At 68.4% G+C, this 22,560-nt stretch carries 15 protein-coding genes; 9 read left to right on the top strand and 6 right to left on the bottom strand.

Features of this window, described 5'->3' with window-relative positions:
- Nucleotides 1–85: 85 nt before the first annotated feature.
- Nucleotides 86–1,603 carry an APC family permease gene (locus tag ACFY6S_RS13630; protein ID WP_388815480.1) on the bottom strand — a complete coding sequence of 506 codons (1,518 nt, stop codon included), beginning with the start codon at nt 1,601–1,603 and terminating at the stop codon, nt 86–88.
- 108 nt (nt 1,604–1,711) lie between these two features.
- On the opposite strand from ACFY6S_RS13630, the gene ACFY6S_RS13625 reads away from it, so the two are divergent.
- Nucleotides 1,712–2,740, top strand: a complete 1,029-nt coding sequence (locus tag ACFY6S_RS13625; protein ID WP_388815478.1) for a 4-hydroxy-3-methylbut-2-enyl diphosphate reductase — start codon at nt 1,712–1,714, stop codon at nt 2,738–2,740.
- A gap of 156 nt (nt 2,741–2,896) precedes the next feature.
- Nucleotides 2,897–3,634, top strand: coding sequence for a polyphosphate--glucose phosphotransferase (gene ppgK, locus ACFY6S_RS13620; RefSeq protein WP_388815476.1), 738 nt, complete (start codon nt 2,897–2,899; stop codon nt 3,632–3,634).
- A 168-nt stretch (nt 3,635–3,802) separates the two neighbouring features.
- Here the strand turns inward: ppgK and ACFY6S_RS13615 are convergent, their stop codons facing one another.
- Nucleotides 3,803–4,384, bottom strand: coding sequence for a DUF6542 domain-containing protein (locus ACFY6S_RS13615; protein ID WP_388817898.1), 582 nt, complete (start codon nt 4,382–4,384; stop codon nt 3,803–3,805).
- Nucleotides 4,385–4,735: 351 nt separating this feature from the next.
- On the opposite strand from ACFY6S_RS13615, the gene ychF reads away from it, so the two are divergent.
- From ychF to ACFY6S_RS13590, 5 genes are all read left to right on the top strand, one after another.
- Nucleotides 4,736–5,824 carry a redox-regulated ATPase YchF gene (ychF, locus tag ACFY6S_RS13610; RefSeq protein ID WP_388815474.1) on the top strand — a complete coding sequence of 363 codons (1,089 nt, stop codon included), beginning with the start codon at nt 4,736–4,738 and terminating at the stop codon, nt 5,822–5,824.
- 314 nt (nt 5,825–6,138) lie between these two features.
- Complete coding sequence (locus ACFY6S_RS13605; protein ID WP_388815472.1) at nt 6,139–9,651, top strand: DEAD/DEAH box helicase family protein; 3,513 nt, start codon at nt 6,139–6,141, stop codon at nt 9,649–9,651.
- Nucleotides 9,652–9,653: 2 nt separating this feature from the next.
- The gene (locus ACFY6S_RS13600; protein WP_388817895.1) at nt 9,654–11,153 is read left to right on the top strand and encodes a restriction endonuclease subunit S; all 1,500 of its coding nucleotides are present in this window, start codon (nt 9,654–9,656) and stop codon (nt 11,151–11,153) included.
- Nucleotides 11,150–12,769: an N-6 DNA methylase gene (locus tag ACFY6S_RS13595; protein ID WP_388815470.1), complete on the top strand. Its 1,620-nt coding sequence runs from the start codon at nt 11,150–11,152 to the stop codon at nt 12,767–12,769. The genes ACFY6S_RS13600 and ACFY6S_RS13595 overlap by 4 nt, the downstream gene beginning before the upstream one ends.
- A 677-nt stretch (nt 12,770–13,446) precedes the next feature.
- Nucleotides 13,447–14,178, top strand: a complete 732-nt coding sequence (locus ACFY6S_RS13590; RefSeq protein ID WP_388815468.1) for a hypothetical protein — start codon at nt 13,447–13,449, stop codon at nt 14,176–14,178.
- A 2,475-nt stretch (nt 14,179–16,653) separates the two neighbouring features.
- On the opposite strand, the gene ACFY6S_RS13585 is transcribed toward ACFY6S_RS13590, so the two are convergent.
- Nucleotides 16,654–17,694 carry an ABC transporter permease subunit gene (locus ACFY6S_RS13585; protein ID WP_388815466.1) on the bottom strand — a complete coding sequence of 347 codons (1,041 nt, stop codon included), beginning with the start codon at nt 17,692–17,694 and terminating at the stop codon, nt 16,654–16,656.
- Nucleotides 17,691–18,677 carry an ABC transporter ATP-binding protein gene (locus ACFY6S_RS13580; protein ID WP_388815465.1) on the bottom strand — a complete coding sequence of 329 codons (987 nt, stop codon included), beginning with the start codon at nt 18,675–18,677 and terminating at the stop codon, nt 17,691–17,693. Before ACFY6S_RS13580 ends, ACFY6S_RS13585 begins: the two co-directional genes overlap by 4 nt.
- A gap of 287 nt (nt 18,678–18,964) precedes the next feature.
- Here ACFY6S_RS13580 and ACFY6S_RS13575 point away from each other — a divergent pair, with 287 nt between their 5' ends.
- Together ACFY6S_RS13575 and ACFY6S_RS13570 are read left to right on the top strand one after the other, a co-directional pair.
- Entirely contained in the window at nt 18,965–20,179 is a 1,215-nt protein-coding gene (locus ACFY6S_RS13575; protein ID WP_388815463.1) for a sensor histidine kinase, read from the top strand.
- Nucleotides 20,176–20,832, top strand: a complete 657-nt coding sequence (locus tag ACFY6S_RS13570; protein ID WP_388815461.1) for a response regulator — start codon at nt 20,176–20,178, stop codon at nt 20,830–20,832. Before ACFY6S_RS13575 ends, ACFY6S_RS13570 begins: the two co-directional genes overlap by 4 nt.
- Before the next feature lie 183 nt (nt 20,833–21,015).
- On the opposite strand, the gene ACFY6S_RS13565 is transcribed toward ACFY6S_RS13570, so the two are convergent.
- On the bottom strand, nt 21,016–21,645 hold the full coding sequence (locus ACFY6S_RS13565; RefSeq protein ID WP_388815459.1) for an ABC transporter permease: 630 nt from the start codon (nt 21,643–21,645) through the stop codon (nt 21,016–21,018).
- A 146-nt stretch (nt 21,646–21,791) separates the two neighbouring features.
- A complete protein-coding gene (locus ACFY6S_RS13560; protein WP_388815457.1) occupies nt 21,792–22,559 on the bottom strand; it encodes a TetR/AcrR family transcriptional regulator in 768 nt (255 codons plus the stop codon).
- Nucleotide 22,560 lies beyond the last annotated feature (1 nt).

The following is a 22,560-nucleotide window of genomic DNA, read 5'->3' as shown; positions in this document are numbered from 1 at the left end:
CACAGCATCACGCACAGGGTGCACGCACCGGGTCGGGCGCCGGGGTCAGGGGCGGGGGACGGGCGCCGGGGTCACGCGGCCCGCGCTACGGGGACGGTCTGCCGACGGCCGGGAAGTCATCACCCGGCGCACCCGGCGCACCCAGCGCACCCGGCTCACCCGACTCGCCAGGTCCACCCGACTCGCCAGGTCCGCCCGGTCCGCCCGGTCCGCCGAGCCCGCCACGTCTCCACTGGATCAGGAACACCACCAGCCCCACCACCAGCCAGATCCCGCCCACCAACTGCGCCGAGCCCGCCGCCTCCACGATCACCGCGACCAGAATCCCCGCCCCGATCACCGGCAGCACCACATGAACGAACCAGCGCGGCGGCCCCTCCATACGCCGTACCGCGAACCACCCCACCACCGACGCGTGCAGCAGCACGAACGCCGTCAGCGCCCCGATGTCCACCACCGAGACCAGCCGGTCGAGCCCGTCGTCGCGCCGCGCCGCCCACACCGCCGCCACCAGCGTCACCACCGCCGCCAGCAGCAGCGCCACGCGCGGCACGCCCGAGTCCGTGCGCGACAGCACGCGCGGCAGCCGCCGCTCCCGCCCCATCGCGAAGAGCAGCCGCCCCGCCGCCGCCTGCCCCGCCAGCGCCGCGAACGCCGCGCCGATCGCCTTGCTGACCGCCACCAGGTCGTGCAGCCACGTACCGACCGAGGTGTTCACCGCGTCGTAGAAGGCCGACCCCTGCTTCGCGGGGTCGGCGGCCAGCTCCGCCGAGGTCGACGGCTCCAGCAGCGCCACCAGATAGGTCTGCGCGATGAACAGCGCGCCCGCCAGCACCAGGCAGAACAGCACCGCCCGCGCCACCTGCCGCGACCCCCCGGTCACCTCCTCCGCGAACGAGGCGATGGCGTCGAAGCCCAGATACGACAGCACCGCGACCGACACCGCCCCCAGCACCGCCGCCACCGAGAACCCCGTGTCACCGGTGAACGGCGACGCCCAGCCGCGTGTCGCCCCGTCGCGCGTCAGAACGACGAGCGCCGACACCACGAACACCAGCAGCACCACGATCTCCATCGCGAGCACCGCGAACCCGACCCGCGCGGCCGCCCGTACGCCCCAGAGGTTGAGCAGCGTGGTGACCACGACGGCGATGGCCGTCCACACCCACCGGTTGACGGACGGCACCAGCGCCTCCATCGCGATCCCGGAGAAGAGATAGGCGACCGCGGGGATCAGCAGATAGTCGAGCATCGCCATCCACCCGGCGATGAACCCGGGCCCCTCGCCGAGCCCCTTCCGGGCGTACGCGAAGACCGAACCCGCCTGCGGGGCGACCCGTACCATCTGGGCGTAACTGAAGGCGGTGAAGGCCATCGCGACGGTCGCCACCGCGTAGACCAGGGCCACCGCCCCGTGCGACCTGGCGTCGAGTGTGCCGTACACCCCGACGGGGGCCATGGGCGCGATGAACAGCAGGCCGTAGACGACCAGGTCGCGGAAGCCCAGCGTCCGCCGCAGTCCGCCCCCGCCCCCGGCCCCGCTTCCACTCCCGCCCCCGCCGCTGTTCGCTCCGGAGCCGATATCGGTGTCGGTGTGGGCCATCGCGCTCCTCCGTTGATCGCGTAGAGCCAGTCTCGGCAGCCGGGGGGACTTCCGCCTGTTGTGGACGGCCTTACGGTCGGCTCCGCGCGCGGCCTTACGATGGGAGGCATGACTGCTACGTCCCGCCCGTCGCCCGCCGCCACCCCCAGTGGAGACGCCGCGCGCCGCGCCGGCAAACGCGTCCTCCTCGCCGCCCCCCGCGGTTACTGCGCGGGTGTGGACCGCGCCGTGATCGCCGTGGAGAAGGCCCTGGAGCAGTACGGGGCGCCGATCTACGTCCGTCACGAGATCGTCCACAACAAATACGTCGTCAGAACCCTGGAGAACAAGGGCGCCATCTTCGTGGACCGGACGGCGGAGGTCCCCGAGGGGTCGATCGTCATGTTCTCCGCCCACGGTGTCGCGCCCGTCGTCCACGAGGAGGCGGCCGAGCGCAGGCTCGCCACCATCGACGCGACCTGCCCGCTGGTCACCAAGGTCCACAAGGAGGCCGTGCGCTTCGCCTCCGAGGACTACGACATCCTGCTGATCGGCCACGACGGCCACGAAGAGGTCATCGGCACCTCGGGCGAGGCCCCCGACCACATCACGCTGGTCGACGGCCCGGAGGATGTCGCCAACGTCGAGGTCCGCGACGAGTCGAAGGTCGTCTGGCTCTCCCAGACCACGCTCTCCGTCGACGAGACGATGGAGACGGTCGACGCCCTCAAGGAGAAGTTCCCGCAGCTGATCGCGCCGCCGAGCGACGACATCTGCTACGCCACCCAGAACCGCCAGATCGCGGTCAAGCAGATGGGCGCCGACGCCGATCTCGTGATCGTGGTGGGCTCCAAGAACTCCTCCAACTCGGTACGGCTGGTCGAGGTCGCCCTCGGCGCCGGAGCCGGCGCGTCCCATCTGGTCGACGCCGCGGACGAGATCGACGAGGCGTGGCTCGACGGGGTCTCCACGGTCGGCGTCACCTCGGGCGCGTCCGTCCCCGAGGTCCTGGTCGAGGGCGTCCTGGAGTGGCTCTCGCAGCGCGGCTTCGAGGACGTCGAGATCGTCAAGGCCGCCGAGGAGTCGATCACCTTCTCGCTCCCCAAGGAGCTGCGCCGCGACCTGCGGGCCGAGGCGGCGGCGCTCTCGGAGAAGTGAGGCGGGTACGGGTACGGGTACGATCCGGGCCGCCGATCGGCCCCGTACCCGTACCCGGACCCGTACCTCCCGCCCCGGGCCCGTACCGACCGCGCCCGATGCCCCGTCCGCCCGTACCGGGAGTCGCTGTCAGCGGCTGGCCGTAACGTTGTGTCCATGAACGTCTTCGGAGTGGACATCGGCGGTTCGGGGATCAAGGGCGCACCCGTGGACCTGGACCGCGGCGATCTGGTCGAGCCGCGCTACAAAGTACTCACGCCCCACCCCGCGACGCCCGAGGCCGTGGCCGACGGCGTGGTCGAGGTCGTCCGGCACTTCGGCTGGTCGGGCCCGGTCGGCATCACCTTCCCCGGTGTGGTCACCGGCTCCGTGATCCGTACCGCCGCCAATGTCGACAAGGCGTGGATCGGCACCGACGCGGGACAGGTCCTGGGCGACCGGCTGAACCTCCGGGCGACGGTCCTCAACGACGCGGACGCGGCGGGCGTCGCCGAGATGGCGTTCGGCGCCGGCCAGGGCCGCAAGGGCACCGTATTCCTGCTCACCTTCGGCACGGGCATCGGAAGCGCGCTCTTCGTGGACGGCAAGCTGGTGCCCAACACCGAGCTGGGCCATCTGGAGCTGCACGGCCACGAGGCGGAGAAGCACGCCTCCACGAAGGCCAAGGATGACGCGGACCTGAGCTGGCACCACTGGGCGCACCGGGTGCAGAAATATTTGGCCCATGTGGAGATGCTGTTCTCGCCCGAGCTGTTCATCATCGGCGGCGGGGTGAGCCGCAAGGCCGACAAGTTCCTGCCGCTGATCGAGGGGATCAGGGCCGAGATCGTCCCGGCCGAGCTGCAGAACAACGCGGGCATCGTGGGAGCGGCCATGGCGGCGGCGGGCCACTGACACCGGGGCGGGGCCGCCGAAGCTTCGGGCGGGCCGGAACCGCCCCTCCCGAGTAGGGAGGGCCGGGATCGCGCCTCCCGAGGGGGGAGGGCCGGGACCGCGCCTCCCGAGGGGGCCGGGGTCGCCCCTCCCCTGCCTCGACCGGGCTCGGGCCCGGGCCGACCGGGTTCAGGCCCGTCGCGCGCTCCGCGAGCCGGCGGTTCCGGTCCGGGGGACGTGGGGCGTGCGCGGGGCGCCACCGGTGGCGGCGCCACCGTTCGGCGCGGCGCTGGTCCTGGCGGCGGGGCCCCTGCCCGCGCCGCCCCGGGCCGCGGCGTCCCGCGCGATCTGCCGCCGGCCCATCTGCCGCACCTTGCGCACGGAGGCGATGACCCCGGCGACGAGCGTCCCGCCGTACAGCCACCCGGCGTGCACCGCCAGCGTGGTGACCAGCCCCATGACCTGCCCGCCGAATCCTTCGCCGCCCCCGGCGATCGGCAGCACCCCGATCGCGAAGGCGATGGGCACGGCGATCGGCGCCGTCACCAGATCGGCCGTACGGACCCAGAGCGCCGTCACCGCGCTGACCGGCAGGAACAGCAGCCCGTAGACGAGCGGCGCACCGTCGAAGAGGAGCTGGTCGAGGAAGGCGAAGAAGAGCATGGTGGCGGTCGCGAACAGACCGGCGCCGAGCCCTGTGAACCGGGGATTGGGCAGTCTGCGCAGACGCACCACCACGGGGGCGACCCGCCGTCGCCGCGCCGCGGGCACCTGGGGCACGCCGGCGGCCCCGGCGACGGCGCGCTGCGCCGCGAGGGGGCGCTGCTGCCGGTGACGGCGCGGGGGCTGATACGTCCTTTGCTGCTCCACCCGACCAACGTAGGCGGCCGAGGGGGACGAAACAGGTGCGGGACACGCCCTTTGGCGGACCTTCGCGTGCGGTTCGACGCGTACGGGCGGCCGGCGGGCGCCGGGGGCGACCGCGCGGAGCCCGTCGTGGAGCGTGGCGGCGCGCCCGTAAACTGGGGGATCGGTCCCCGCCCAGGGCCGGGGCCCGCGACCTACCGGCCGGCCCCTTTCCGCCCTGTACTCCAGCAGCCCTTACTCCAGGAAGTCGCCAACGTGTCGCTCACGATCGGAATCGTCGGCCTGCCGAATGTCGGCAAGTCGACCCTGTTCAACGCCCTGACCAAGAACGACGTGCTGGCGGCCAACTACCCGTTCGCCACCATCGAGCCCAACGTCGGCGTCGTCGGCGTCCCCGACCCCCGGCTGAACAAGCTCGCGGAGATCTTCGGCTCCCAGAAGATCCTCCCGGCCACGGTCGACTTCGTCGACATCGCGGGCATCGTGCGCGGCGCCTCGGAGGGGGAGGGCCTGGGCAACAAGTTCCTGGCGAACATCCGCGAGTCGGACGCGATCTGCCAGGTCATCCGGGCCTTCAAGGACGAGAACGTCGTGCACGTCGACGGCAAGGTCTCGCCCAAGGACGACATCGAGACGATCAACACCGAACTGATCCTCGCCGACCTCCAGACCATCGAGAAGGTCCTGCCGCGCCTCCAGCGCGAGTCGCGCATCAAGAAGGACGTGGTGGCGCAGGTCAAGGCCATCGAGGAGGCCCAGGCCATCCTGGAGACCGGCGAGACGCTCTTCTCGGCCGGCATCGTCCAGGGCACGGAGAAGTCCGAGCCGCTGCGCGAACTGCACCTGCTCACGACCAAGCCGTTCCTCTACGTCTTCAACGTGGACGAGGACGAGCTGACGGACGACTCCTTCAAGGACGAACAGCGCGCCCTGGTCGCCCCCGCCGAGGCGATCTTCCTCAACGCCAAGCTGGAGTCCGACCTCGCGGAACTGGACGACGAGGAGGCCCTGGAACTCCTCCAGTCGGTGGGCCAGGAAGAACCCGGCCTCGCCACCCTCGCCCACGTCGGCTTCCGCACCCTCGGCCTCCAGACGTACCTCACGGCCGGCCCCAAGGAATCCCGCGCCTGGACGATCAAGCAGAACGCCACGGCCCCCGAGGCGGCCGGTGTGATCCACACCGACTTCCAGAAGGGCTTCATCAAGGCCGAGGTCATCTCCTTCGCCGACCTGGTGGAAACCGGCTCGGTTGCCGACGCCCGCGCGGCCGGCAAGGCGCGCATGGAGGGCAAGGAGTACGTGATGCAGGACGGGGACGTGGTGGAGTTCCGCTTCAATGTTTAATTGATCCTTCAATCAAATACCCCTGTAAAGATGTTCAGAGGCCAAGAGGGGGCCGTCAATCTGGGACGGACCCCTCTTGCGGCTCTATCGAGTGCTGGACAACGTGATCGATTCAATCGTCCAAGAGGAGCGCCCGGCCAGACGTAGGGTGAAAGGTCTTGTCACAGGTGGGGGCCATACGTGGCCTGGTCGAGGAGTGGCAACGTATGGAGGAGCGGCAGCGTATGAGCGGGCAGGCACGGCGTCGTGAGCAGGTCCCGGAGCAGCTGAGGCTAGCGGCCCGAAGGTCTCCCAACTTCGGGCGTCTCTATGCGATGCAGCCCCTGCTCGCGATCTACGGTTCCCAGGCCGAACAGTCGGTCTTCACCAACCCCAACGTCTCGTATGTCGCGTCCGGCCAGTTCGGAGAGGTGCTCGCCGAGGAGCTGGTCCAGCGGGCAGGGGTGCGGGTCGAGGGCGCCCGCCAGGTCGACCGGCTCGTCGGGCTCCAACGTGCCGGTCTGCTGCCGGGCCGTACCCGGGACGCCTTCGACACTCTCCGCCGGGGGCGGAACGACGCCGCGCACAACCACCTCTTCGACACCAGCAAGGCCCTCAAGGCCGTCGAACTCTGCTTCCGGCTCGGGCAATTCTTCTCCCGTGCAATCGACGGCGTCCGCGAGATCTCCGCGTTCGTACCACCGCGGCTGCCGAGTGACGTGGCGGCCGGGCCCGCCGAGCTCGAAGAGCTCCGCGAGGCGCTCGGCCACCACCAGCGCACTCTCGCTGAGTCCCGCACCCGCCTCGGCGAGGCGGGCGACCGCCTGGAGGCCGCGCGGCGCGGCCGGGAGGAAGCCGAGAAACTGACGGCGGCCGCCGAGCAGGCCCGCGCCGAGTCGGAAGCCCAGGCGGCGAGCTACCGGGAGGAGATCGAGCGGCTCCGGAGTGAGCAGCGGAGCCGCTACGACCAGGAGCGCCTCAAGCCCCGCCCGGTCGCCGCCGCCGCCCGCGAGGCGATCGTCGCCCGTGCGCAGCGGCCCGAACCGCTCAACGAGGTACAGGGCCGCGTCCGTATCGACGAAATGCTTGCCACGGCCGGCTGGACTGTCCAAGACAGGGCTGATCTCAACCCGCTCGCCTCCCAGGGCGTTGCGGTCCGCGAGTTCACCCTGGCCACCGGCCGCGCCGACTACGTCCTCTACGTCGACGGCATGATCGTCGGCGTCATCGAGGCCAAGCGCGAGGGCACCGCTCTGGCCGGGGCTCTTGCCCAGAACGAGCGGTACGCGGCCGGCGTCCTCAAGGAGCACTCGCTGGCGGTCTGGCGCAAGCAGGAACCGTTCGTCTTCCGCTACGCCACCACCGGCTCGGAGACGTTCTTCGTCAACCTCCTCGATCCGCATGCCCGTTCCCGCCTGGTGTTCGCCTTCCACCGGCCCGAGACCTTCGCCGCCTGGATGAAGCGGGCCACTGAGCGCCCGGAGGCTCCCACCTTCCGCGCCGCCCTGCGCACAGGGCTCCCGGTCCTGGAAACCCACGACCTTCGCGCGGCCCAGGAAGAAGCGATCACCAATCTGGAACACTCCCTCAGCCAGGACAAGCCGCGCGCCTTGATCCAGATGGCCACCGGCGCGGGCAAAACATACACCGCCGTTACCGAGGCGTACCGGCTGCTCAAACACGCGGGCGCGGGTCGCATTCTCTTCCTCGTGGACCGGAACAACCTTGGCCGCCAAGCCAAGGCCGAGTTCGACAAGTACCGTGCCCCGGACGAGAACCGTAAGTTCACAGACCTCTACAATGTCGACACGCTCGGAGGGACCGGACTCCAGGAGACCTCCGCTGTCGTCGTCTCCACCATCCAGCGCATGTACTCCCTCCTCAAGGGCGAGCCGCTGGAGGACACGGGCGAGATCGAGGATCGCGAGGACGCCTCCACCCTCGACGAGAATTACATGACCGACCGCCCGATCAGTGTCGAGTACAACGCGGACGTTCCCATTGAGTCCTTCGACGTGATCGTCATTGACGAATGCCACCGCTCCATCTATGGCCTGTGGCGCGGCGTCCTCGACTACTTCGACGCCCACCTGGTCGGCCTCACCGCCACCCCCACCCGCCAGACCAAGGGCTTCTTCGGTAATAACCTGGTCTCCGAATACACGTACGAGCAGGCTGTCGCCGACGGCGTCAACGTCGACTTCGACGTGGTCACCATGGACACCTCGGTACGGGAGGCTGGCGGTGCGAAGATCGACAAGGGCACCACGGTCCGTATCCGCGACCGCAAGACCCGCACCCAGCGGTACGAGGAGCTGGACGAGGACTTCGCGTACACGGTCGGCCAGATCGGTCGCACGGTGATCACTGAGGACGAGATCAGGGCCGTCCTCACCGCCTATAAGAACAACTGGCAGCGCTGGTTCCCAGGTCGTGCCGAACTACCCAAGACGCTTGTCTTTGCGGCGAGCGACGACCACGCCGACGAGGTTCTGAAGCAGGTCAAGGAGGTCTTCGGACGCGGTGACGCCTTCGCCAATAAGATCACCTACCGGTCCCGGGACAAGGGCGACGACCCTGAGCAGCTCGTCAACGACCTGCGGAACTCGCCGCTGCTCCGGGTCGCCGTCACAGTCGACATGATCGCCACGGGGACGGATGTCCGCGCCCTGGAGTGCGTGATATTCCTGCGGGCCGTACGCAGCCCAGTCCTCTTCGAACAGATGAAGGGGCGCGGCTCCCGCACAATCGACGCCGACGAGCTGAAGGCAGTGACGCCGGAGGCGGCGACCGACCTCGCCAAGGACCGTTTCGTCCTAGTCGACGCGGTGGGCGTCACCGCGTCGCCGCTGGTCGACACCCGGCCGATGTTGCCGCCGGACACCGGTACCCTCAGCACGGACAAGCTCATGGACAAGGCGGGCAGCCGCTCCATCACCGCCGAACAGGCCGAGACGCTCGGTCGTCGCCTAGCCCGCCTGGACCGCAAGCTCACCGAGGAGGAGCGTGAGCAGATCAAGCATGCATCGGGCGGCGTCCCATTCGGCGAGCTGGTCCGCCGAATCTCGGACGCGGTGGATGTCGACACCCAAGACCGGGCGTACCGGGAGGGCGGCGCGGACCAAGCCCGGCGCCTCGTTCAGGACGCGGTCGAAGTCCTGACCACGCACCCGGACCTCCGCAAGCTGATTGTCGGCATAAAGCAGCAACACGACTTGACGTACGACGCGACGACCGAGGTCGGGATACGGCTGACGGAGGTTCCGCGAGAAGAACGCGCGGAGAAGGAACTCGCCGAGTGGCGACGACTGCTGGACAGCCGTCGGCGTGACGAGCAGGCGGCGGAGGCGATCGCCCTCCAGGTTATTCTCGGCAGCGAATCCCGGGTCCGTCCACAAGAGGCACGGGCTCATCTCCGCGAGCTGCTCGCCACCATCAAGGCCACCAACCGGACCTGGACCCCGAAGATCATCTGGGACCACTACGAGCTGCTCGGCAAGGCATCGGAATCCTTGTCGAAGTCGGCCGGTCTCGGCGACCTCATGAACCTGGTCCGTTACACGCTCGGCGTAGACGACCAACTCCGTCCGTACCGTACGGTGGTCGAGGAGCGCTTCGAGGGCTGGTTGTTGCGGCAGGACCAGGCGGGCGTCGGATTCACCGAGGACCAACAGTGGTGGCTGCACCGCATCAAGGATGCCATCGCGGTGGACGTGGGCATGGAACGCGAGGATTTCAGCCACCTGCCCTTCTCGGCGAAGGGCGGCGGCCGCGGCTTCGCGACCGCCTTCGGTGACAAGGGCCGGGCGCTGGAACTGCTGGATGAACTGAATCAGGAACTGGCTTGAGCATGGGTATGGGCGAGTTGCCGGAGGGGTGGGCCCCCTCAACGCTGGGAGATCTGGCTGAGTACGTGAATGGTCGGGGTTTCCGGAAGGCCGAGTGGTCCAAGAGCGGGTGGCCAATCATTCGGATCCAGAATCTGACCGGTTCAAATAGCGCATTCAACTACTTCGACGGTGAGTTGGAAGATCGCCACACTGTGAAGACTGGCGACTTGCTGCTCTCGTGGGCCGCCACGCTGGGTGTGTACGAGTGGACAGGCCCAGAAGGCGCTTTGAACCAGCACATCTTCAAAGTGAAGCCCTACGTGGACCAGAAGTTCTTTCGGTACCTTTTGCAGCACAAGATGCAGGTGATTCAGTCCCGGACTCAAGGGTCTGGGATGGTACATGTCACACGTGGCGAGTTCGAGGATGTCGGCGTCGCGGTGCCGCCGCTCGCCGAACAACACCGCATCGTCGAGGCCCTTGAAGAGCAGCTCTCTCGGCTCGATGCGGCTGCTAGGTCTGTCGAAGCCGCAACACGGCGAGCCGAGGCGCTCGGAAAGTTGCTTGACAGCCGTGCGGTGGCCGATGCCGATTCCAGGAGTGAGTTTGCTCGTCCGTTGGCTTTGGACGAAGTGCGCAGAAGCACTAAAGATTCAGCTGGCAGAAAATGGAAAGCCACGGATCCGATCAGCATTCCTGGCTTCGTCGAGTCTTCGCGATGGCCGACGGTCAGTCTCGGTGACCTTGCCGTTGATCGAGGGTATGGGACATCCGTTAAGTCTTCCTATGAAGGTTCTGGGTCTCCTGTTCTGCGAATTCCAAATGTGCAGAATGGGGGAATTGATCCTGAGGATATGAAATTCGCCGAGGATCCTGCCGTGGATCTCTCGGATTATTTTGTACGCTCCGGAGATGTTCTTTTCGTTCGCACTAATGGAAGCCCGAGTCTCATCGGGCGAGTCGGTGTAGCTGAGGAAGATACTGACGTTGCGTTCGCTTCGTATCTCATTAGGTTTCGACTCAACCTCGAAGTCGTGGATCCTCGATGGGTCCGACTGGTGACGCAGAGCGGGATTTGGCGGAGGCATATCGAGCGAGTTGCGGCGTCTTCCGCTGGTCAGTTCAATCTGAACGCCTCACGTTTGGCGGAGCTTCCGATTCCGCTTCCTTCGCTCGACGAGCAGAGGTCGATCGTCGAGCAGGCGGAGTCGCAGTCGGAGGAAGTTCAGCGAGTGAGGAGCGTTCTCCGGCGTTCCGATCGCCAGGCGCACCAGCTTCGCGTCAGCCTTCTGCGTACTGCCCTCGAGGGGCGACTGACGGGCCAAGACCCCACCGACGAACCCGCCGCCGCCCTCCTCGCCCGCATCGCCGTCGAGCGCGACACCGCCAAGCCCGCCCGAAAATCCAAGCGTGCCGCGCGCTCCCGCAAGACGGCCCCCACGGCCAAGGCGACCGAGGCCGCCGCCCCCGTCCCAACTCCTCATCCCGTCAATACCGTTCAGCAGGAGCTCTTCCAGTGACCGCCCCCGCTACAGACGACGCAGCCACCCCCCCCGTCGAAGGTGTCCCCCTCACCGAGACTCCCAAGTCCAAGAAAGCTGCCGCCCAGACCAACACTCTGGTCGCCAAGCTCTGGAACTACTGCAACGTCCTCCGCGACAACGGCATGTCCACCATCGAGTACGTAGAGCAGCTCTCGTACCTGCTCTTCCTGAAGATGGTCGACGAGATCGAGAACGACCCGTGGGAGGGGCGCGACCTCAGCGGCATCGTGCCGGAGGACTACAATTGGAAGTCCCTCGTCAGCAAGCGCGGAGCGGAACTCGAAGCGCACTACCGCGCTATTCTGGAGCACTTGGGCCGTAAGCCCCATACCACCATTGGCACGATCTTCGCCGACGCGCAAAACCGGATCACCAAGCCCGCGCTGCTCGAAAAGCTGGTCGTCGAGCTGATCGGTCGCGAGGAATGGACAGTCACCGGCACCGACCTCAAGGGTGACGCTTACGAGGGGCTGCTCGCCAAGGGGGCGTCCGACACCAAGACCGGCGCCGGCCAGTACTTCACACCGCGCGCGCTCATCGACGCGATGGTGGACGTGACCCGGCCCGGTCCGGACGACACCATCACTGATCCCGCTTGCGGCACCGGCGGGTTCCTGATCGCTGCGCACGCGTACATCACCCGGCACCACATCAAGGACATGGACCTTGAGGCCCGCAAGGCGTACGACAGCGGCCGTAAGATCTGGGGCAACGAGCTGGTCACTGGTACTGCCCGCCTCGCAGCCATGAACATGCTCCTCCACGGCATCGGCAAGAGCGACGGCCCCAGCCTGATCGACGTCCGCGACGCGCTCGCCGAGAAGCCGAGTGGGCGGCACGCTTCACTCGTCCTCGCCAACCCGCCCTTCGGGCGCAAGTCCGCGATCACGGTGATCGGCCAGGACGGCAACCTGGAGAAGGAGGACGTCCAGTACGACCGTGACGACTTCACCGCCACCACGACTAACAAGCAGCTCAACTTCCTCCAGCACATCATGTCATTGACCGCGGTGAAAGGCCGGGCGGCCGTCGTCCTCCCGGACAACGTCCTCTTCGAAGGCGGCGCGGGCGAGAAGGTCCGCCGCAAGCTGCTCGACGAGTTCGACCTGCACACGATCCTGCGCCTGCCCACCGGCATCTTCTATGCGGGTGGCGTCAAGGCCAACGTCCTCTTCTTCGACAAGAAGCCCCCGCGCGCCGATGGCAAACCGCACACCACAATCACCTGGGTCTACGACTTCCGCACCGGCCAGCACTTCACCATGAAACAGCGCCCGCTGACCCGCCCCCACCTGGACGACTTCGTCGCCAAGTACAAGACGGGCGAGGCGCTGACTGCCCGCGTTGCCGACGAGGACGACAACGGCCGCTGGAAGGCGTACACCTACGAGGACTTGATCGGACGCGACAAGGTCAACCTCGACATCACCTGGATGAAAGACCCCGCGCTGGAGGACGCGGACAGGGACCTGGACCCAGAGGTAATCGCCGAGGAGATCGTGCGCGACCTCCAGTCCGCCCTGGCCGAGTTCACGGCCATCGCGAAGTCGCTGGGCGCGGATGTGGACGTGCCGGAAGCGGAAGAGGTATGAGGACGGCCGGAAGGGGCGTCGTCACTGCGTCGGAGGGCCACAAATGCCAAGTACGTTATAGCCCTCCTGCTCTCCCGCGCGGCCGCTGCCGACTACTCTTCCGGGACGGCAATGCAGAAGGTTCCCTTCGAACTGTCTGTACAACGCGTCCTGCCGGTTATGGAGCAGCCGGGACAGTCACAACGGCGGATCCCCTTCGGTCAGCCCCGCGAACTCGCTGGGGACGGCAAATCCTGCTACCTCATCTTTGGCTCCGGCGGTGAAATGGCTTCATGGCTGACAGGGCAACACGCGGCCCCGCAACTGGTCATGGTAGCTCGCCCGCCTGTTGCGGAGCCCTGAGGCGACGCTCACGGGCCACACGGCAGGTAGCGAACGGGCTTCGCTACATGGGTGGGTGCCTAGTGCCCCTCCCGGCAAGCATTGCCCCCTTCGCATCGCCCAGCGGGCACGTTCGCGGCACTAGTCGTCAGCCTGGCCGACTTCGTACGTATCGCGGAGGGCCTCAGAATCCTGCCGCGCGAGTGAAGGGCCTGATCCGCAGACAACCGATCAGATCGAGCCACAAACTGACCCTGATCCGCGGCCGCTTGACCGGAGTCTGCCCGGTTCAAGGAACATGCAAGAGTTCACGTCTCTAGGTTCCCCGTCCTCCCACGCGCCGTACAGAGGTATGCATGGCCATCGAACACCCTCAGACCCGTCAGTTCGAGTCGTTCGTCACGAACCTGTCCTACGCACGCCAGATGGTGCGAGCTGGGCAGGCGCTGGAGGTACTCAGCCCCAAGGGCATCGACACCGGCGATTTCTACCGGGCTGCCTGGGTGCAGTCCATCGCCGCCCTCGAACACTGGGTGCAGGAGGAGGTATTGCGCCGAGTCGCTGAGGAAGCTGCCAAGGACGACCCAGACATGCCGCGGAAGCTCCGTGACTATCTCTTGCCGCTGCACTGCGTGGAGAAGGTGCAGCGGGGCGAAACGACCACCGCCGAGGTGGTCGCGGAGCGGGTGCGCCAGGACATCTCCCGCCAGACCCTGCAGAACCCCGACGCCATCGCAAAGGTGATGGCGCTCGTCACTGATGTCAAGGTGTGGCGGGAGGCGGCAAAGTGGGTGAACCGGTGGAACCAGCGACGGACTTCCTACGACGAGAAACGGCTGCGCGGCCAGTACATCCTGTTGCTGCGCCGCCGCAACCAGATCGCACACGACGCGGATCTGATCGACGGCGACCTCAAGCAGCGCCGCCAGATCGGCGAGGCTGATGTCACGGACGCCCTCAACTGGATCGAGCGGATTGCGCTCGCGCTCGCGTATGCGCTGGATGGGGATGCGTCCAAGGCCTCAGGGCATCCGACTCCTGCCAGAGCTTCGGAAGTAATAGGCGGAGATCAGATGCACATCGACTGAGTGATCGTGTCGAGGCCTGCGAACTTGTCACCCACTTGCTCATGCTCATCGAAGCTGCATCATTGCCCCGGAAGCATGATGGGAGCAGGAACTGATGGTGATGCTCGGCCTGGAGTCGATCCGGGAAGCGATGTTCCTGTTTCGCGGCCCGAACAGGCGCACCCCGTAGGCGCGGAGGAGGGTGTGCCGAGGGTTCACCTCCATGGCGGCATGCAGGACCAGGAAGCAGATGCTGCCATCTACCTACAGAGCGACCCGCAGTCACGAAGGGGAGCGTCGGTTCCAGGAGCTACGGAGCTCCCATGGACCGACCGCGACGGACCCCGGGCCATCAGGTACGCGGAGGATCAAGTCGATGACTTAGTCGCTGCTGGCGCCTCGCATACCAAGCCACCCGTCCTTGAGGAGCGTGGCGAACGTGGTGTTGTTCAGATACCTGGGCAGGTCTTCGTCCCTAAGGTGCCTGCCATCATGAGGACCCCGAGCGAGCGGGCTGCCGATTAGCACCTTGTAGTGAGGACGGGTGAGGTACATGCCGGCGACGAGCGCGGTGGAGCTCGTGAGGAAGGGTAAGTTCCGGCACAGCTTGGCCTGCTTGGAGCGGTGACGAGCCGAGGATCCAAGCCGTCGTCGACTTGTTCGCACTCCTTGTCCACCATCGCCACGCGTTCCAGCTTGCGCTCTGCGCTCGCGTCGTACCGGTATGTCCAGAGGTCCGCCTCCCTGCGCATTCGCTTCTACTGGACTGTGGTGACACTCCCGGTGAACTCGTTCACGCAGACCATGTTGACCCTGGGTAACAGTCTCCACTTTATGGCAGTTGGCGTTATGTGCGAAGAGGCGATGGCTGGACGGTCCGCCGCTGTGACGGTAGATGCGCACCCCACCTCGATCGCGTCCATGCCTGTTATCCCTGGGAAACGGCGGTAGTCGTGCACGATCTGTTGGTCCTCGATCTGCCGGAGGTCGGGTAGCCCCGCGAAAAATGGAACAGAGTGTGTTTCCAGGACTTCGGACGCAACGGGAGACTGCCAGGACTCGACCACGTAACGCTCCACGCCGCAGCCTCGAGCAGCATGCCCACGGAGTCCTTCTCCAGGTTCAGTTTCTCGCCGACGGCGCCTGCTGGTAGGTGCATCCCAGATGACTGCTCCAGAGTGGAAAGCGTCAAGGCCAGCTCGGACCGTAGCTGACGTACGCAATGGAGCAATCGTGGGCCGGCTACTTCCGACATGCGGCCGTCGTCTTAAAGAAAGCGCCGGCTTGCTCCCATCGGTATTTCAAGCTCTGCGAGTGGGAGCGGCCCAGTGAGTGGGGTGAAACCCTTGGAGAGCAAGGAGCGGTCGTAGGTTCCTGATCGTCTCCCTGGGAAAGCGCCACCGACGCCGATGGCAGTGCGCTTGCCGAAATCGGCGTCCCGGTCGGTGAAGATAGTCAGACACCATCCTCGGGGATTTCGCCACTCTTTGTGCGGGCATGTGAAGCTCCGCTCGTCTTGCTGAAGCCAGCGTGGTGGGGATTCTGGGAGGCGCTGCGGCATGAGGGTGGTGCAGCGGACCAACGCGACGGACGCCACGAGAAACTCTCGATGACGAAACGGTTCGACGTTTTCTATCCTTGTGAGGTCCATGCACGGCGCCTCCTGTTGATCAAAAGTGCCACGAGGGTAATTCGCGAAGTTCAGTACCGGAGAGCGCTGACCGCCGTAGCCCAGGCGCACAGCCGGTCGTCGCGGCCGCCGGTGAGCGAGTTCAGGTCCGGTCTAATGCCCTCCCGGTTGGCCCTTGAAATCGGGCCGTAGAAGTAGGCATGCGGTCGGTCGGCCTGGTCGATCTGGACGACAATGCCAAGCACGAGTCTCGTAGTCTGTGGCACTACTTCGCCACCACCTCTCTGGCCAACCGTGTGTGGCAATCGATGCTCGCGCTGGCTGGGCCGCCACTCGGTGAAACCACGGTCGATATCTGCAGCCATCTGTTGCCCAGCGCGTGGGAATGCTGCCGGGAAGCCCCACAGCGCGTCATGAGGTCGCATCCGGGAGGGACGTCCCTGCCGCCGAAGGAAGTGAGATGGAGCGCTGGCACCCGATCTCCATGTGTGTGCGAAGGCCGTCTGGCCCGCATAGTGCTGGACAGGACGCCTGTCCGATGGTGCTGGGATGGCCCCTGCGGAATCAGCTTTTCCGCAGGTGCGAGTTCTGCAACAGGGAGCCCGCTTCAAGTGTGAGCGGTTGAATCGACGCCCGCGCTGCCCGACGTGGCGAACTATCAGGCCGGATGGAATCGGCTCTTTCCGGGAGGCCGCCGCCGGTCATTTGCCGTGCCCGGATGGCGCCGTGCCTGCTGGGCGCCCGGCGCCCGTGCGTGTCCGCACGGGAACGCGCTCCCGCTCGGAGCGAGCGGGAGCGCGGAGCGGTACGGCGGTTGCCGGTTCGGCCTTGCCCTGGTGCGGCCGTCGGGGGCCGTGGGTCGGGGGTCACAGGAGCCGCTTGCGGCCCCAGGTGATGATGAAGGCGGCGACGGCGGCGGTGATGGTGAGCATGATGCCTGCTCCGAGCCACTGCATCGGGTGCATCTGGGAGACGGGGAGGTAGTCCAGGGACCAGCCGATGACGTGCTTCGACTCCAGGCAGGCGGTTCGCGTCTGGTCGGTGTCCCCCTGGTCGAGGCAGGTGGTCCAGTCCAGGCGGTCTCCGGAGCTGGTGAGGAAGTAGGTGCCCTGGCCCTGCTGCACGCCCTGGGCGGGCAGCTCCGGGCGCCTGGCGTCGGGGCCCACGCCCTGGTCGCTGCTGACCGACAGGACGTGCCCCAGGTTCAGCCGGAACCGGTCCCAGACGACTTCGATCGCCACGACGATGCCGAGGGTGACCACCATCGAGACCAGCGTGCGGCGCAGGAGCAGGCCGGCCGCCGCGCCCACGGTGAAGGTGAGCAGGGCGTAGGCCACCGGCATGACGTTCGTGACGTCGAAGAACGCACCGCTGGTCCACTCCTGGGTGCCGACCCGCCCCTTCATCGGGCTCCACCACCACTCGTAGACGACGGCGAGCACGGCGGTGGACAGGGCGATCAGCGCGGCGGTCAGGGCGAGCTTCGTGGTGAGCCACCGCAGCCGGCTGACGGACTGCGAGGTCACCAGCTTGGCGGTGCCGGACTCCAGGTCGCCCGCGATGAGCGGGGCGCCGAGGAAGACGCCCGCCAGGATCGGGACGAAGCCCAGGTAGCCCCCGACGCGGGTCAGGTCGCTGGAATACGTCTCGAAGTCGGACGGCAGACTGAAGGACTTCGGCGAGGAGCCGTCGTACGCGTTCAGGTAGTCCATCATCTGCCCGCGCAGGAAGACCATGACCGCCACGCCGATGAGGGTGAGGCCGATGACGGTCCAGAACGCGGCGCGGTGCTGGCGCCAGACGAGCCAGGCCGTACCGCGGAGCCGGGGCGTGGCCTGCCGGGGGCCCTGTCCGTTCCGGTGCCCGGCGGGCGTCGCGTGGGCCGGTTCACGGGTGAGCGTGGTCATGCGGTCACAGCCTTCGTACGGTCGTGGGTGATGATGTCGTGGATGTCGCCGACCCGGGCGCCGGGGGCGATCAGCGCGGGCGCGTCGGGTGACCGCAGATAGGCGAGCAGCAGCTCCTCCAGGGTGGGCGGCTCGGCCGGCCCGCCGTACTCGATCGGTACGCCGAGACGCACCAGGAGGCCCGGCCGGCCCTCGCCGCCGCGGGACTCGATGACCCGGTGCGGGGCGACAGCGGGGGACGAGCCGTCCGCCGGGACGGCGAACAGGGCGTGCGCGGCGCGCAGTTCGTTCACCTCGCCCGCGAGGCGCAGACCGCCGTTCGCGATGACGAGGAGGTAGTCGCAGATGTACTCCAGCTCGGCGAGCATGTGCGACGACACCAGCACCGTCGTGCCGTGCTGGGCGGCCTCCGTCCTCAGCGTGGCCATCAGCTCGCGGCGGACCAGCGGGTCCAGATCGGACATCGGCTCGTCGAGGATGAGCAGATCAGGGCGCTTTCCGAAAGCCAGGGCGAAGGCGACGCGGGTGCGCTGTCCGCCCGACAGCGTCCCGATCCTCGCCTCCAGCGGCACCTGGCCCGCGCGGACGATGCCCTCGGCGACCTCCTGGTCCCAGCGGGGGTTGAGCTCGCGGCCCAGCCGCAGGGTCTCGGCCACGGTGAAGCGCCGGAACAGCGGCTTCTCCTGGGTCAGGAACGCGGTGCGCTGGACCGCCTCCGTCGACCCCGGTGCCGCGCCGAACACCCGCAGGGCGCCGGTCGTCGGCCGGATCATGTGGGTGGCCAGGCCCATCAGGGTGCTCTTGCCGGCGCCGTTGGGGCCGACCAGGCCGCACACCCGCCCGGCCGGCAGCCGGAAGGAGACGTTCCGCAGGGCCCAGCCGCGCCGGTACCTCTTGCCGAGCCCTTGGGCCTCGATCGCCGACTCGCCGGCGGGGCGTGCGGACTCCGTTCCGCTTCCGTGGTGCGTCGCCGCGTGGTCCATGTGGGGCTCCTGTGCGTGGGGGAGGGGGGGAGGGAGAGGGGGAACGAGAGGGGAAGGAGGATGAGAGCCGCCGGGGGCGGCCGGCGCGGGCTCCGGTGGCTCCGGGGTCACCGCCCGGGTGGCGCCGGGAGTGGTCATGACATGCTCGGCAGGTGATGAACGGCGAACGCCGCCCGGTGGAACCACTCTCCTCGGCCGCGTCCCGCGGCGGATCGGGCGAAAGGCAGATCATGCGCGGACGGCTCCGACTTTCGGCCGGTCGGCGGGAGAGACGGCGGTGGACGCCGGTGGGGAAGCTGGCGCGGGCGGCGTACGGAGCGGCCACAGCCCCGGCCGCCGGGGGCGAGGGGCGTCCGCTGCCCCTGCCCGTCGCGGGGTGGCTGCTGCTGGTCGCGTGCCTGGTCGGCCTCGTCGCGCTGGACTGGGCGGCGGGTTTCTACTGGCTCGTGGACCACGGCCCCGCCAAGCTCCTCGGTGCCGTGCTGGTCGTCGTTCTCGTCGCGGTGTGGCCCCGGTTCGGCAGCCGGGCGCTGCCGGTGGTCGGCGGTGGCGCCGCGTTCGTGTCGCTGTGCCTCTCCGTCTTCCTGCACGTGGAGATGTCGGCCGGCTCGCAGGCGATGGGATTCGCCGAACCGGCCGCACTGGCGTCGCTCCTGCTGCTCGTCGCCTGGCGGGGGAAGCCGTCGTGGGCGGCGCTTGCCGTCCCCCTGCTGTGCGCGGCGATCGTGCTGCGGCCGGTGTCGGTCCACGCGCGGCAGTCCACCATCATCATGGCGCTGCTGTTCGCGCTGGGAGCGGTCACGGCGCTGAGTGTCGGTCTCGGGATGCGCCTGCTCATGGCGGACCGGCGGCGGCAGGCGGCGGCGCTCAGGCTGGAGCAGCGCACGGCGTTCGCCAGGGACCTGCACGATTTCGTCGCCCACCACGTGACCGGCATCGTCGTGCAGGCCCAGGGCGCCCAGGTGATGGCGGGCCGGCGGCCCGAACTGGTGCCGCCCGCGCTCCAGCGGATCGAACAGGCGGGTTCGGAGGCGCTGACCTCCATGCGGCACATGGTGGGGATGCTGCGCGACGCCGACGGAGAGGTGGCGCTGACGCCGCTGGCGGGCATCGCTGAAGTGCGGTCGCTGGTCGAGGAGTTCTCGGCCGTCGGCGGTGCCCGGGCCCGGCTCGATCTGGAAGGGAGCTTCGACGACCTGCCGGTGGAGGTGACCACCACCGCACACCGGGTGGTGATGGAGGCCCTCACCAACGTACGTAAACACGCCCACGGTTGCACCGAGGTACGGGTGCGCCTGGAGCGCTCGGGAAACCGGGTCACCGTACGGGTCGGCGACGACGGACAACCGCGCCACGTCGCCCACGGTGGCTTCGGGCTGACGGGGCTGGCCGAGCGGGTGGGCCTGATCGGCGGAAGCGTTCGGGCGGGCCCGGTGACGGGTGGCGGCTGGGCGGTCGAGGCGACGCTCCCGCTGTCCACGGCCGGAGTGATGGCCTCATGACGATCCGCGTCCTGATCGCCGATGACCAGGCCATGGTCCGTGCCGGGTTCGCGATGATCCTCGCGGCGGAGGACGACATCGACGTCGTCGGGGAGGCCACGGACGGGGTGCACGCCGTGGAACTCGCCGGGCGCCACCGGCCCGACGTGGTGCTGATGGACATCCGTATGCCGCGCATGGACGGGCTGGAGGCACTGCGCATACTGACTCGCCCCGGCACCGTGAATCCGCCGAAGGTCGTCGTGGTCACGACGTTCGACGACGACGAGTACGTCCAGCGCGCCCTGGGCGAGGGTGCGTCCGGTTTTCTGCTCAAGGACTCCGGCCCCGCCCTGCTGGTCGAGGCCATCAGGGCGGCGGCTTCCGGTGAGGCGCTGGTGAGTCCGGCGATCACCGTACGGTTGCTGCGGCGCCTCCACGACGCGGTGCCCGCCCCCCGGGAGCCGCACACCGCGCTCTCCGCACGGGAGCTGGACCTCGTACGGCTGGTGGCCAGAGGACTGACCAACGCGGAGATCGCCACCGAACTGACCATCTCGGTGGGCACGGTGAAGACGCATCTCGCCAACGTGCAGATCAAACTGCCCGCCCGCAACCGCGTGGAGATCGCCGCCTGGGCCTGGGAATCCGGCGTGGTCGACGGCCGACGGTAGCTGTGTGCCTGTGTGCCTGTGTGCCTGTGTGCCTGTGTGCCTGTGCGCCCGTCTGCCCGTCTGCCCGTCTGCCCGTCTGCCCGTCTGCTCGTGTGTCCGTGTGGCCCTTGCTCGTTGCCGGTTGATCCGTTGACGGGGGCGGAGCGCTTCGGAGCGCTCCGCCCCCGCCTTCGTGGTGCTGGGTCAGCGGGCGGCGAGACGGCGGCGTTCGAGGACCGCGGCGAGGGCGTAGGCACCGCCGCCGGCGACGGTGAGCATCCAGTAGAGGCCGGGGGTGCCCAGGAGGAGCGCCGCCGTTGAGGTGAGAGCGAGCCAGCCGCCCAGGCCGTAGTGCAGGAGGTTCCGGCGTGCGGCGCCTTCGGCGAGGTACAGCAGGCCGACGACGAGGCCGGAACCGGTGGGCCAGAGCATGGACTGGAGGTCGGGCGCGCCGACGCTGTTCGTCAGGCCGGTGATGGCGAGGAACAGGGCGGCGAAGGCGACGACCCAGGCGGCGCCGAGCAGTTTGCCGGAGAGGATGTCGGCGGGGTCGGTAGCGGTCCGCTGGGCTCGGCCTGCGGCGATGGTCGCGTTGACGGTGCCGACCGCGAGCCCGGTGCCGAGGAGCGTCATCGGCAGCCAGCCGGGCAGATCGAGCAGAGGGGCGGCGCCTTGCGAGACGGCCGCGCTGCCGTGACCGAGTACGTAGGCGAGTCCGAAGCTCGTGTAGGTCGCGCGGTTGTCGACCTCAGCCGTGGGACGCGTGGCGGCCACGGGATCGGGGGTGAACGGTGCGGCGGGCGCGGGAGCGGGAGCGGTGGCGGTGGCGGACATTGGCGGAAACCTCCGGGGTTTCGTTCCGTGGGTGAATTCACAGCCGGGCGTTCGCGACCGTGGGTTCATGACCGTGGGTTCATGACCGGGTGTTCATGACCGTGCGTTCACGGCCATGCGTTCGTGGACGTGCGCTCACGAGTGCGTCACACGGCCCGGTGCGCGGGTTCGGGAAGGGACCGGCCGAGGCGCGACAGCGTGGCCACGAAGGGGCGGACGAGGTCGGCGAGGTCGCCGGGCCAGGGGAAGGCGTGGGCCGAGGCCCGCTGGTGCGCGAGTCCGTGCAGACCGAGCCAGAGCGCGATCGCGTCGGCACAGGGGTCGGTGCTGGTCGAGTACCCGGCGGTGACGCAGTCGGTGAGGGCGCCGGAGAGGACGCGCAGGGCGTCCCCGCCGAGGGAGGTCGGATCGGTGCCCGCCGCCTCGCCGGCGGTGACGGCGGGATGGACGAACGCACCGAACATGACGCGGTAGCGCTCGGGGTGGGCGGCGGCGAAGTCGAGATAGGTGTGGCAGGCGGCGTACAGCCGCCGCGGGGCGCTGTCGCCCGTGGTGCCCGTGGTGCCCGTGGTGCCCGCGACACCCGCCGTGCCTGCGACACCCGCCGTGCCCGCGGCACTCGCCGGGCCCGCACCGTCCACGGCCGCCCCGAGCCGGGCCGACAGGTCGGCGAAGGCTTCGCGCGCGACGGCGCGCATGATGGCCGGCCGGCCGGGGAAGTGCGCGTAGATCGAGGGAGCGGCGATCCCGGCCCGGCGGGCCACGGCGCGGAGGGTGACGGCTCGTTCGTCGCCGTGATCGAGCAGGTCGGTCGCGGCGGCCAGGATGTCGGCCCGCAGGTGGCCGCCCTCGCCCCAGCGGTTCCGCGACCGGAAGGCGCCATGGGGCGCGGACGCGTCGGCGGCGCGGGTCATC

The organism is Streptomyces sp. NPDC012835 (genome assembly GCF_042900885.1).
Classification (GTDB): domain Bacteria; phylum Actinomycetota; class Actinomycetes; order Streptomycetales; family Streptomycetaceae; genus Streptomyces.
This window is presented reverse-complemented; position numbering and strand designations above follow the sequence as displayed.

What these genes read in the sequence shown, in the direction of transcription:
- ACFY6S_RS13630 (WP_388815480.1), bottom strand. Translation starts at nt 1,603, where the DNA reads ATGGCCCACACCGACACCGATATCGGCTCCGGAGCGAACAGCGGCGGG.
- ACFY6S_RS13625 (WP_388815478.1), top strand. Translation starts at nt 1,712, where the DNA reads ATGACTGCTACGTCCCGCCCGTCGCCCGCCGCCACCCCCAGTGGAGAC.
- ppgK (WP_388815476.1), top strand. Translation starts at nt 2,897, where the DNA reads ATGAACGTCTTCGGAGTGGACATCGGCGGTTCGGGGATCAAGGGCGCA.
- ACFY6S_RS13605 (WP_388815472.1), top strand. Translation starts at nt 6,139, where the DNA reads ATGCAGCCCCTGCTCGCGATCTACGGTTCCCAGGCCGAACAGTCGGTC.
- ACFY6S_RS13600 (WP_388817895.1), top strand. Translation starts at nt 9,654, where the DNA reads ATGGGTATGGGCGAGTTGCCGGAGGGGTGGGCCCCCTCAACGCTGGGA.
- ACFY6S_RS13590 (WP_388815468.1), top strand. Translation starts at nt 13,447, where the DNA reads ATGGCCATCGAACACCCTCAGACCCGTCAGTTCGAGTCGTTCGTCACG.
- ACFY6S_RS13585 (WP_388815466.1), bottom strand. Translation starts at nt 17,694, where the DNA reads ATGACCACGCTCACCCGTGAACCGGCCCACGCGACGCCCGCCGGGCAC.
- ACFY6S_RS13580 (WP_388815465.1), bottom strand. Translation starts at nt 18,677, where the DNA reads ATGGACCACGCGGCGACGCACCACGGAAGCGGAACGGAGTCCGCACGC.
- ACFY6S_RS13570 (WP_388815461.1), top strand. Translation starts at nt 20,176, where the DNA reads ATGACGATCCGCGTCCTGATCGCCGATGACCAGGCCATGGTCCGTGCC.
- ACFY6S_RS13565 (WP_388815459.1), bottom strand. Translation starts at nt 21,645, where the DNA reads ATGTCCGCCACCGCCACCGCTCCCGCTCCCGCGCCCGCCGCACCGTTC.
- ACFY6S_RS13560 (WP_388815457.1), bottom strand. Translation starts at nt 22,559, where the DNA reads ATGACCCGCGCCGCCGACGCGTCCGCGCCCCATGGCGCCTTCCGGTCG.